This is a genomic window from Neisseria sp. HMSC70E02 (assembly GCF_001838645.1).
GTDB classification, from domain to species: domain Bacteria; phylum Pseudomonadota; class Gammaproteobacteria; order Burkholderiales; family Neisseriaceae; genus Neisseria; species Neisseria macacae.
In genome coordinates this window covers 1-11,778 of sequence record NZ_KV838090.1, presented here as the reverse complement: position 1 = coordinate 11,778, position 11,778 = coordinate 1, and the positions used below count along the sequence as shown (strand labels likewise).

Annotated in this window: 8 protein-coding genes and 1 pseudogene; 4 read left to right on the top strand and 5 right to left on the bottom strand. The window is 53.7% G+C overall.

Annotation, left to right across the window (positions count from 1 at the left end):
• Window positions 1–91: 91 nt before the first annotated feature.
• Window positions 92–715, bottom strand: coding sequence for a 16S rRNA (guanine(527)-N(7))-methyltransferase RsmG (gene rsmG / locus HMPREF3277_RS06410; protein ID WP_003759807.1), 624 nt, complete (start codon window positions 713–715; stop codon window positions 92–94).
• A gap of 540 nt (window positions 716–1,255) precedes the next feature.
• Entirely contained in the window at window positions 1,256–2,254 is a 999-nt protein-coding gene (locus HMPREF3277_RS06405; RefSeq protein WP_070870394.1) for an RluA family pseudouridine synthase, read from the bottom strand.
• A 567-nt stretch (window positions 2,255–2,821) separates the two neighbouring features.
• Between HMPREF3277_RS06405 and HMPREF3277_RS06400 the strand changes: the two genes are divergently transcribed.
• Window positions 2,822–5,854 (top strand): Rne/Rng family ribonuclease, encoded by a 3,033-nt coding sequence (locus HMPREF3277_RS06400; protein WP_210401158.1) that lies wholly within the window; start codon window positions 2,822–2,824, stop codon window positions 5,852–5,854.
• 102 nt (window positions 5,855–5,956) lie between these two features.
• On the opposite strand, the gene HMPREF3277_RS06395 is transcribed toward HMPREF3277_RS06400, so the two are convergent.
• A complete protein-coding gene (locus tag HMPREF3277_RS06395; protein WP_003767081.1) occupies window positions 5,957–6,493 on the bottom strand; it encodes a porin family protein in 537 nt (178 codons plus the stop codon).
• Between the two features lie 475 nt (window positions 6,494–6,968).
• Between HMPREF3277_RS06395 and HMPREF3277_RS06390 the strand changes: the two genes are divergently transcribed.
• On the top strand, window positions 6,969–7,805 hold the full coding sequence (locus HMPREF3277_RS06390; RefSeq protein ID WP_070870391.1) for an FKBP-type peptidyl-prolyl cis-trans isomerase: 837 nt from the start codon (window positions 6,969–6,971) through the stop codon (window positions 7,803–7,805).
• Window positions 7,806–8,165: 360 nt separating this feature from the next.
• On the opposite strand, the gene HMPREF3277_RS06385 is transcribed toward HMPREF3277_RS06390, so the two are convergent.
• Both HMPREF3277_RS06385 and HMPREF3277_RS06380 read right to left on the bottom strand, forming a co-directional pair.
• A complete protein-coding gene (locus tag HMPREF3277_RS06385; protein WP_003759784.1) occupies window positions 8,166–9,398 on the bottom strand; it encodes a PilT/PilU family type 4a pilus ATPase in 1,233 nt (410 codons plus the stop codon).
• Window positions 9,399–9,567: 169 nt separating this feature from the next.
• Entirely contained in the window at window positions 9,568–10,614 is a 1,047-nt protein-coding gene (locus tag HMPREF3277_RS06380; RefSeq protein WP_003767088.1) for a type IV pilus twitching motility protein PilT, read from the bottom strand.
• A 179-nt stretch (window positions 10,615–10,793) separates the two neighbouring features.
• Between HMPREF3277_RS06380 and HMPREF3277_RS06375 the strand changes: the two genes are divergently transcribed.
• Together HMPREF3277_RS06375 and HMPREF3277_RS15580 are read left to right on the top strand one after the other, a co-directional pair.
• Window positions 10,794–11,501: a YggS family pyridoxal phosphate-dependent enzyme gene (locus HMPREF3277_RS06375; protein WP_070870390.1), complete on the top strand. Its 708-nt coding sequence runs from the start codon at window positions 10,794–10,796 to the stop codon at window positions 11,499–11,501.
• Window positions 11,498–11,626: pseudogene (locus HMPREF3277_RS15580) on the top strand (RNA-binding protein); the annotation flags it as partial. The gene HMPREF3277_RS06375 and the pseudogene HMPREF3277_RS15580, both read left to right, overlap by 4 nt.
• Between the last annotated feature and the right edge of the window lie 152 nt (window positions 11,627–11,778).

Sequence of the window (11,778 nt, the reverse complement as noted above, 5' to 3'; positions counted from 1 at the left end):
TATGAGTGTCCAAGATTTGGGGGCCAGTTCAAAGCCCTGTTTCGGGTTTTCAGACGACCTTTGCAATATTCAGAATCAACGTTCGGAAGGTTCAAACTTTTTTCAAAACCACCATATGCCGTTCTGCATCCAAGCCGGGGACGTGGAGGGCTTCGACGCGTTCGACGGCGACGGTGTCGGGGAGTTTGGCGATTTCTTCTTCGGGGTACACGCCTTTCATGGCGACCCAGCGGCCGCCGTCTTTCAGCAGATGTGCCGTCCAGTTGACGAAGTCGGCGAGTTCGGCGAAGGCGCGGCTGGTGATGATGTCGGCTTGTAAGTCTTGAACGGCTTCGACGCGGCCGCTGACGACGCGGACGTTACTTAGTCCGAGTTCGATGACAGCTTGTTGCAGGAAGGCGGTTTTTTTGGTGTTGGCGTCCAGAAGGGTGATGTTGAGGTCGGGGCGGCAGATGGCGGCGGGAATGCCCGGCTGTCCGCCGCCGGAGCCGACATCCAGCATGGTGTGCGCGCCTTGTAGGTAGGGGAGCAGGGTCAGGCTGTCGAGCAGGTGGTGGCTGACCATTTGCGCTTCGTCGCGCAGGGCGGTGAGGTTGTAGGTCTTGTTCCACTTTTTGAGCAGACCGGTATAGGCGAGCAGCAGGGTTTGCTGTTCTGCGGATAGGTCCAAACCTAATGCCTGTATGCCTGATTGGAGTTGCTGTGTCGGGGTCATGGTGTTTGTCCGTGTTTGTGTCGGGCGTTATGGTAGCGGAAAAAAAGGTCGTCTGAAATATTGTATTTTCAGACGACCTTTTTCTTGTTCTAAAGATTTTTTGGTCAGTAGACTACCACTAAAGTATACAAATCCGATTGCATGTATGTTGTCGAATATTGCTGCAAGTATTGGTTTAAATTTACTCATATTGTTACCCTCCTTTCTGGATACTGGAGCTACTGATAAGTAATTTACGATGAATTTTATTATGATTAACACCAAGAAAGCTAAGATTTGCAATACTTTTATAGGAGTCGAACCTATCCCACCAACCTCAATTATATCTATTGACCAAAAAAACCTTAAAAATTACAGCCGCTAAACAGTGAAATTATAGCGAAACTTACTTAGTTAATGCAAATGGTTTTTAATTGAGATTGAGTAAGAAAGTGCAGTAAGTCGTAGCGTGGGCTATGCCCGCGAAACTTGCTGCCTGATGATTCGAATTTGCCCATCGTTTTTGCACTCATTTCGTGGGCAAAGCCCACGCTACAAGTTTCAGACGACCTTCCCTGCGTTTTCCAGCATCAGGACGAATTGTGCCAAATCTTGCGGCAGCGGGGCTTTTAAGATGAGTTTTTCGCCTGTCAGCGGGTGGTCGAGGTGCAGCTCTGCGGCGTGCAGGAACATCCGTTTCAAACCGAGTTTCTGGAGGCGTTTGTTGGCTTGGTAGTCGCCGTAGCGTTCGTCGCCGGCGATGGGGCAGTGCTGCGATTGGAGGTGGACGCGGATTTGGTGGGTGCGGCCGGTTTTCAGGGTGGCTTGCACGAGGGTGAGGTGCGAGAGGCCGACTTGGTGCAGGAGGTCGTCTGAAAAGCGGTTGAGCACGCGGAAGATGGTGTGCGCGGATTGTCCGTCTTCGCTGACGCGCACCATTTTTTCGCCTTGTGCGCCGGTGTATTTGAACAGGGGCAGTTTGACGTGGAAGCTGTCGTTCGGCAGTTTGCCTACGCCCAGCGCAAGGTAGATTTTTTTGGGGTGGTCGTTGCGGATGGCTTCGTGCAGTTTGACGAGCGCGCTGCGTTTTTTGGCGATCATCAAGAGACCGCTGGTGTCTTTGTCGAGGCGGTGGACGAGTTCGAGATAGCGGGCATCGGGGCGGGCGCGGCGGATTTGTTCGATGACGCCGAAGCTCACGCCGCTGCCGCCGTGGACGGCGGTGCCTGCGGGTTTGTCGATGACGAGCAATGCGTCGTCTTCGTAGATGATGGTAAATTCGCGTGCAGGTACGGCTTGGGCGCGGTTTTCAGACGACCTTTGTTTTTCGGCGGTGCGCACGGGCGGGATGCGGAGCAGGTCGCCTGTTTGGATGCGGCTGTCGGGCTTGCAGCGTTTTTTGTTCAGGCGCACTTCGCCGGCGCGGATAATGCGGTGGATATGGCTTTTGGGTACGCCTTTGAGGATTTTTATCAGATAGTTGTCAAGGCGTTGTCCGGCTTCGTGTTCGGCGACGGTAATCAGGCTGACTGAATCTTTGCTTATTGCGTGCGTTTTCATCTATAATCCCGAACATCCGTTTCGGCAGAAACCTGTACAAACAGGCCGTATGGGACGGATGGTATTGTTAAAACGAGATTTTATATTAAAAACGCACTCTGCAAAGCATTTTCCCTGCGTTTATGCCAAAGCCCGTAAACGCAGGAGCGTAATTAAGTTTGATTTGATTTTGCCGATTTGACCGGGCATAAGACGAGGGGCGGGTGTTTGACAAACCTGCCGCGCTGCACCGTTCGAAACTTCCGGCATAACGATAATAAGAAGATGTCGGCTACCTGTTTTTCAAGCCGGGCCTGTACCGTCCGGACTTCGGCGGCGGACGGAGTGTTCCGCCGCATTGTTCTTTATTGCCTTCTTTATCCGTATCCTTCCGCACACGGCCGCATTGTTTTGGGCGGCGTGCAACCTTGCGGACTTCAATTCAAAAACTGATTGCTCATCCGGGTTTCTGCATCCCGCGCCGAAAAGGGGCGCGGGCTATGCCCAATCCCGCCCGCCTCGCAGAGTGTCTGACAAAGAGCAGGCAGGTCGTCTGAAAAGGCTGCCCGCCTGTGCGAGGTAATGATTATGAAAAGAATGTTGTTCAATGCAACGCAGGCCGAAGAGCTGCGCGTTGCCATTGTCGATGGGCAAAACCTTTTGGATTTGGACATCGAAACGCTGGGTAAAGAGCAGCGCAAAGGTAATATTTATAAGGGTATCATCACCCGCATCGAGCCGTCGCTGGAAGCGTGTTTCGTAGATTACGGAACCGACCGCCACGGCTTTTTGCCGTTTAAGGAAGTATCGCGTTCGTATTTCCGCGATTACGAAGGCGGCAGGGCGCGTATTCAAGACGTGCTCAAAGAAGGCATGGAAGTCATCGTCCAAGTCGAAAAAGACGAACGCGGCAACAAAGGCGCGGCGCTGACCACCTTCATCAGCCTGGCCGGACGCTATCTGGTATTGATGCCCAACAACCCGCGCGGCGGCGGCGTATCCCGCCGTATCGAAGGCGAAGAGCGCCAAGAACTCAAAGCCGCTATGGCCGAACTCGACATTCCGAACGGCATGAGCATCATCGCCCGCACCGCCGGCATCGGCCGCAGCGCGGAAGAGTTGGAATGGGATTTGAACTACCTCAAACAGCTTTGGCAGGCCATCGAAGAAGCCGGCAAAGCGCACCACGAACCCTACCTCCTCTTCATGGAAAGCTCGCTGCTCATCCGCGCCATCCGCGACTATTTCCGTCCCGACATCGGCGAAATTCTGGTGGACAATCAAGAGGTTTATGACCAAGTTGCCGAGTTTATGAGCTACGTCATGCCGAGCAACGTAGGTCGTCTGAAACTCTATGAAGACCATACGCCGCTGTTCTCCCGCTTCCAAATCGAACACCAAATCGAAAGCGCGTTTGCCCGCAGCGTCAGCCTGCCTTCCGGCGGCGCGATTGTGATCGACCACACCGAAGCCCTGGTTTCCATCGACGTCAACTCCGCCCGCGCGACACGCGGCGCGGACATCGAAGACACCGCGTTCAAAACCAATATGGAAGCCGCCGAAGAAGTCGCCCGCCAAATGCGCCTGCGCGACTTGGGCGGTTTGGTCGTCATCGACTTCATCGACATGGAAAACCCCAAGCATCAGCGCGATGTCGAAAACGTCCTGCGCGACGCGCTCAAAAAAGACCGCGCCCGCGTGCAAATGGGCAAACTCTCCCGCTTCGGCCTCTTGGAATTAAGCCGCCAACGCTTGAAACCCGCTTTGGGCGAAAGCAGCCACGTCGCCTGCCCGCGCTGCGCCGGTACCGGCGTCATCCGCGGCATCGAATCGACCGCCCTGCACGTTTTGCGCATCATTCAAGAAGAAGCGATGAAAGACAATACCGGCGAAGTGCATGCGCAAGTACCCGTCGATGTCGCCACCTTCCTGTTGAACGAAAAACGCGCCGAGCTGTTTGCGATGGAAGAGCGTTTGGACGTCAACGTCGTCCTGATTCCGAATATCCATCTGGAAAATCCGCACTACGAAATCAACCGCATCCGCATCGATGACGTAGAAGAAGACGGCGAACCGAGCTACAAACGCGTTGCCGAGCCGGAAGAAGACGAATCCGCCAAACCTTTCGGCAGCGAAAGAGCCAAGGCCGCCCGTCCCGAACCCGCCGTCAAAGGCGTGCGCCATACCCAGCCTGCCCCGACCGTATCCGAGCAAAAAAGCGGTTCATGGTGGGATACCTTCAAAGCATGGCTCAAACGCATTTTCGGCGGCAATACCGCAGCCGAAACCGCGCCTGTTGCCGAAGTGGCGGAAAAACGCACTTCAAACGGCAACAACCGCAACGGCAATTCCGGCAACCGCCGCGCAAACAACCGCCGCCAAAACCCGCGCCGCAACAATAGGCACGACGGCAGCAAGGTAGAAGTGCGCGAAGTGGCGGACTTTAAAGACAAAGCAGCGGACAATCAGGCGGCGGAAAACGAAAACCGCAACGCCAAAGACAACCGCCGCAGCCGCAACCGCCAAAACGAGCGCAACGCCGCCGCGGAAGCCGAAAACCTCGAAGTCCAAGCACTCGCCGCCGCAACGTCGTCTGAAAACGAATCCCGTTCGGGCGAACAGGCGCAAGGCGGCAAACGGCGCCGCAACAACAACCGCAACGAACGCAACCGCGAACAAGCGGAAATCCGTGCGGAAGAAACCTTGTCCGAAGCAGTGGACAACGCAGCGGAAGAGGGCGTACAAACCGCCGATAACGATGCACCAAAAGGCAACGACCGCCGCCAACGCGAGCGCAACAACCAACGCGACCGCCGTGAACGCAACAATCAGCGCGACCGCCGTCAAAACGGTAAAAAACGCAATATTCCGTCTGCCGCCAAAATCGAGCAGTACCTGAATATTCACGATACCGCCGACAAAGTCCGCTTCGCCGCCGCGCACGTCATGGGCGAGCCTGTCGAAGAAGAACCGTTTGCCGTGACCATCCCCGCTCCCGAGGATAGTGCCGAGCCTTTGGTTGTCGTCGTTTCCGAACCCGTTGCGGCCACTGAAGAAGCCTTCGTGTTCTCCATCGAAGGCGAAGAAGCGGACAGCGGCATCCTGATCGAAGACAGCACCGACGACGAATGCAGCATCATCGACTCCGCCATCGGCAGCGTTGAAGAAACCCCGACTTCTGTGTTTGCCATCGAAACCGAAGACGGCTACCAACCAATGACCGCCGTCCCTGCCGAAGGTGAAGCCGAAGCCGTCGCCGAAATGGAGGAAGAGCTGGTCGTTTGGAAAGCCGAACGCGAAGCCGCCGCCGCCATCGAAGCCCTTGCCGCAGCAGCAGCGGCCGCCGCAGCCGCCCAAGCAGCAGAATCCGAGCCGCAAACTGCACCGGAAGCAAGCCAAGCGGAAGCGACCGAGCCGGAAGAAACTGTCCCTGCCGTTGCCGCGCTGCCCGACTTAGGCGGCTTGGTGTTCGTCGAAACCAATCCCGAAGCCGTCGCCGCTTTTGCCGAACAGGTTCAGCCCGAACCCGAATCCGGCCTGCGCCGCGCGGACGTGCCGAAAATCGAAGTCGAACCCGTTGCCGCCACCGAAATGGTCTTGGTGGAAACGCGTAAAGACTGAAGGCTGAAAGAAGAGGGCATCGTTTAAGATGCCCGAATCGACAAAAAGGTCGTCTGAAACCAGATTTACGGTTTCAGACGACCTTTGTCTGTTTAAAAAAGATTATTTGAAGCGGTAGCCGACAGTAGCCATGTAGCTGTTGTTGTGGACTTTCAAATTGTCTTTTTTATAACGGGTTTGCTCCCATTCGGCGCCGACTTCGACATTCGGTGCAACGGCGTATTTCGCGCCCACGCCGTAGCCGAGGCCGTTCATATTGTTGCGTTTCGCGCCCAGATTGTCGAAGCGGCCGTAGTGGTAGCCGACCTTACCGTAAGCCAGCGCATTGTCGGTCAGGCGGTAGCCTTGGACGTAGGAAACGTTGGCATCGACTTTTTGTTTCGCATTGCCCGCGATTTTGCGGTGCAGCGGTTTAACGCCGGCTTCAACGCCGCCAATCCAGTTGCTTTGTCCGAATTGTGTGTTGTAGCTGCCGCGTACGGCAACGTCGCCTTTGGTTTTTTCGTTCAGATTGACATTGCGCACATCACTTTTGGTTGCTCCCGCGCCGACTTCCAAGCCTGCGCCGGTAAAAGAACCGTCAGCGAAAGTGATGGCGGAAGCGGTAGCCAATAAAACAGTCAGTAAGGTTTTTTTCATGATAATGCTCCTTCACGGATAAACAGGAAGCGTGTTTCTGCTTCCGACGAATCCAGTATCGGATGCTTGCGGATGAGCCGCAACCGCCTTTGCCGAGGCGTTACCCATCTTCTCAAGTGCTTAACGTTTGTAATTCATTGAAACGGCTGAATTTGTATCGCCCGAAATGTTGAGGTGCGCGATTTATAATTTGCGTAAAGTGCGATGAAAAGTATGAAGATTTATGAACCTTGCTGTGTGGAGAGGGGTGCGTTTGGCAGCGGAGGCGGAGTGCGGAGAAAATGATAAAGGCTTAAATGGCAGTTTACATTGATCGGTGTGGCTTTATTGCCATAAGAGTGAGAAAGGTCGTCTGAAACTGGGTTTTTGGGTTTTCAGACGACCTTTTTATCGTGTTTGTATGATTTTTTTCTAATTTCTTTATGCGAAGGTTATAATCCCTGCTTCTTCCAATTTCCCGCCAAAGAGAAATACTATGAATAAAATCTTGAAATTAAGCATGTTGGCACTTATTGCCTCGTTTTCCCTGACAGCTTGCAGCAATAAAACCCCCGATACTTCTTCAACTACGACCACGCCTTCATCTCTTAATGGTACAACTGCAAAAGAGACCGAGGCGTCTGCTGAATCAGATACATCTTCATCTTTCAAAAGTTTGGATGAAAAAGGCAGCTATGCAATGGGTATGGACGTTGGCAAATCCTTGAAGCAGATGAAGGAACAGGGTTTCGAAGTTGATATGGAAGCCTTCTTTAAAGCCGTACAGTCCGTATACGATGGTAAACAGACTAAATTGAGTGAATCGGAAGCCAGCATAGCGCAAGTGGAAATCATGACAGAACTTGAAGCTAAAGCAACGAAAAAATACGAGGAAGAAGCACGAGCCAATAAAGAAAAAGGCGAGGCTTTTTTGAAAGAAAATGCCACTAAAGAGGGCGTGAAAACAACAGCATCCGGTTTGCAGTACAAAATGATCAAAGAGGGTACAGGCAGACAGCCTCGGAAAAACGATCTCGTACATGTCGAATATGAAGGCCGCCTGATTGACGGTACTGTCTTCGACAGCAGTAAAGAAGGTGTAAGTGATGATGGAGTAGGCGGCATTATCTCTTTTCGGCTTGACCAAACCATACCGGGCTGGATAGAAGGTTTGCAGCTTTTGAAAGCAGGCGGCGAGGCTACCTTTTATATTCCTGCCAAACTCGCTTACGGAGAAGAAAAGCTTGGCAATAAAATCGGTCCGAATTCCGTTTTGATATTCGACGTCAAATTGGTCAAAATCGACAGAAACGGCAAACATCGTATTCGGTAATCTGCTTCTTCCGGCAAAGAGGGCATTAAGATTAGCGCTCATGCAAAACTGGGTGCTGGCTCTGGTTAAAGCCAATCCGATGGTTGCGCTCTCCCTAAAACCTTCTTGATAAGGGGCGGATAATCGCCGTATCAAATATAGTGGATTAACTTTAAACCAGGACGGCGTTACCTCGCCTTAGCTCAAAGAAAACGATTCTCTAAGGTGCTGAAGCACCAAGTGAATCGGTGCCGTACTATCTGTACTGTCTGCGGCTTCGGCGCCTTGTCCTGATTTAAAGTTAATCCACTATAACAAAGGTCGTCTGAAAACCTGAATCGGGGTTTTCAGACGACCTTTGTTTTGCCTGAAATCGGGTATTTACGAAATCAGGTTCAAATCGCTGATGCGGTCGTAGAGGCGGTCGGGGTCGTTGCCTTCTTCGTGCATTTGGATGCGCAGGCGCAGGTCGTTGGTGGAAACGGCTTGGCGCAGGGCTTCGTCGTATTCGATTTGACCTTGGATGTAGAGTTCGAACAGGTGTTGGTCGAAGGTCTGCATGCCGTCTGTGCCGGAGCGCATCATGAGTTCACGGATTTCCATGAGTTCGCCTTTGAAAATCAAATCCTGCATGGCGGGCGTGTTGAGCAGCAGGTCGACGACGGCGGTACGCTGGCTGCGGTTTTTCTTGATGGCGAGGCGTTGGCCGATGATGCCGGTCAGGTTGAGCGCCAAATCCATAAGGACTTGTTTGCGTCGGTCTTCTTGGTAGAAGTTGATGATACGCTCGATGGTTTGGGCGGCGGTGTTGGCGTGGATGGTGAAGACGCACAAGTGGCCGGTTTGGGCAAGCTGGAGGGCGTATTCCATACTGGCTTCGCTGCGCACCTCGCCGATACAGACGACGTCGGGCGCTTGACGCATCGCGCTTTGGACGGCGATTTTCCAGTCGTTGGTGTCGATGCCGACTTCGCGCTGGGTGAAGATGCTGCGGCGGGGTTTGTAGATGAATTCGATCGGGTCTTCGATGGTGACGATGTGGCCGGGCATTTTGTGGTTGCGGTAGTCGAGCATGGATGCCATGGTGGTTGATTTACCAGAACCGGTCGGGCCGGCAAGGATCAGCAGGCCGCGCGGGGAAAGGGAGAGGTCTTTGAGTTTGGCGGGCAGGCCGAGGCTCTCCATTTCGGGGATTTCTTGGTTGATGCGGCGCAAGACCATGCCGACGCGGCCTTGTTCGTGGTAGGCGTTGACACGGTAACGGGTGTTGCTGCGGGATTGGACGGAGTAGTTGAGTTCCCATTCGCGGTTGAAGGTCTCAAGCTGCTCGGGGTTCATGGTGGATTCGACGATGGCAGCTGTGTCTTCGCCGGTCAGGGCTTTGTGCGGGACAGGGGTCAGGGTGCCGCTGACTTTGACGGCAGGCGGGAAGCCTGCGCTGATGAAGATGTCGGATGCGCCGCGTTTTTCTGCTTCGACGCACATGCGGTCGAGCAGGGGATGGAGGTGTGTGCCGATTTCGGCGGGGGTGGGGATGTGCGGCGGTTGGTTTTTTTGCGAGTAGGCTTGCACCATTTCGCTGAGTAAGTCGTGTAAAGGAGTTGTTTCGCTCATTTTGTGTACTCTTTATCAGTAAGTGAATATTGAGACCGGCGGGCGGTTTGTTTGTTATTGGGTGTTGCCTGCCTTGCGGAGGTCGTCTGAAAACGGGAAACGGGTTTCCTCGTTGTGTAAACTGCGTTTTCAGACGACCTGGTCTGTTCCCGATAATGGAATGTATTTATCAGACGATGGTCATGCTGTCGCTGTTTTGCGCTTTGCTGCGGGCTACGTCGGGGCTGATGGTACCTTGGCGGACGAGGGTTTGCAGCGCTTGGTCTAGGGTTTGCATGCCGTGTGATTGACCGGTTTGCAGCGCGGAGTTGATTTGGGCGATTTTGTTTTCGCGGATCAGGTTGCGCACTGCGGGGGTGGAAATGAGGATTTCGTGTGCGGCGACACGGCCGTTGCCGTCGCGGGTTTTCAGCAGGGTTTGTGAAATAACCGCGCGCAGGGATTCGGACAGCATGGAACGTACCATTTCTTTTTCGCCGGCAGGGAATACGTCGACGATACGGTCCACGGTTTTGGCGGCGCCGGTGGTGTGCAGCGTACCGAATACCAAGTGGCCGGTTTCGGCGGCAGTCAGCGCGAGGCCGATGGTTTCGGGGTCGCGCATCTCGCCCACGAGGATCACGTCGGGGTCTTCACGCAATGCGGAACGCAGGGCGTTGGCGAAGCTGTGGGTGTGTTGGTGCAGCTCACGCTGGTTGACGAGGGCTTTTTTACTTTGGTGGACGAACTCGATCGGGTCTTCGATGGTGAGGATGTGTGCGGGTTGGGTTTCGTTGATGTAGTTGATCATCGCCGCCAGCGTGGTGGATTTACCGGAACCGGTCGGGCCGGTTACCAATACCAAGCCGCGCGGGTTGTCGGCGATTTTTTGGAAAATACGCGGGGCGCGCAGGTCTTCCAGCGTCAATACGTCGCTCGGAATGGTACGGAAGACGGCGGCAGGGCCGCGGTTGGAGGTAAATGCGTTGACACGGAAACGGGCGACGTTGGGCAGCTCGAAGGAGAAGTCCACTTCCAAATCTTGTTGGAACAGTTTGCGCTGATGGTCGTTCATGACCGAAGTGACCATGTTGCCGACTTCTTCGGCGGACATTTCGGGTAGGTTGATGCGGCGGATATCGCCGTGAACGCGGATCATGGGGGACATTCCGGCGCTTAAGTGAAGGTCGGAAGCTTTGTTTTTGACGCCGAAAGCGAGTAAGTCGGTAATCTGCATAATGTGGCCTTGTTTTAGTTTAGAATAATGAGGCGGAACCCGATTTAAAATGCGGACGCGGAATGCCGGGCATTTCCCTGTTCAGGTTCCGATAAATTGTATTATTTTAAATACATAAACCGTTCAGACCAAGTAAAATTTTCAAAATCGCTGTAATTGATGTAATAAAGGAAGAAATCATGTCGGTATTGCAACAAAATTATGCGGAGGTGTGCCGCCGCATTGCCGAAGCCGAGCAAAAGGCGGGCAGGCAGGCGGGCGAAGTGGGTCTGATTGCCGTCAGCAAAACCTTCCCTTCAGACGACATCCGCGAGGTATATGCCGCAGGGCAGCGTGATTTCGGTGAGAACTATATTCAGGAGTGGTACGAGAAAACGGAAACGCTCGCGGATTTGCCCGACATCGTTTGGCACGTCATCGGCGATGTGCAGTCAAACAAGACCAAATTTGTCGCCGAACGCGCGCATTGGGTGCATACGATAGGTCGTCTGAAAACCGCCCGCCGCCTGAGCGAACAGCGTCCGCCCGAAATGCCGCCTTTGCAGGTGTGCATCGAAGTCAATATCGCGGGCGAGGAGGCGAAACACGGCGTTGCGCCCGATGAGGCGGTCGCGCTGGCGGTGGAAGTGGCGAAGTTGCCGAATGTGGTTGTACGCGGGTTGATGTGTGTCGCCAAAGCCGACAGCGATGATGAAGCATTGCGCGTTCAGTTTCAAACCATGCAGAAACTGCTTGCCGACCTGAACGCGGCGGGTGTCCACGCGGATGTATTGTCTATGGGAATGTCCGGCGATATGCCTGTGGCGGTCGCGTGCGGCGCAACGCATGTGCGTATCGGCAGCGCGATTTTCGGTAGACGGGAACCAAAAGGGAAAGACAGTCAATAAAACAGATTATCTCGGTCGTTTTGCTGGGTTTAATCTTAACGGGCTGTCGGTTGATGGGCTGGTATCCATGTTCGTCCTTGTCAGGCTGGTGCAAGCCCAAAAAGCCGGCGGCAATAGATTTTTGGAAAAACAGGGTTTATACCGAACATCGCTGCCTGAAAGCGTCTGTTGGTAAAAGGTCGTCTGAAGTTTTCCACTTTAGTGGGAACGGCATTTCAGACGACCTCAAGTAAAATGTATCTCATTTATAGTAAATTAAAAACAAAATAGTACAATA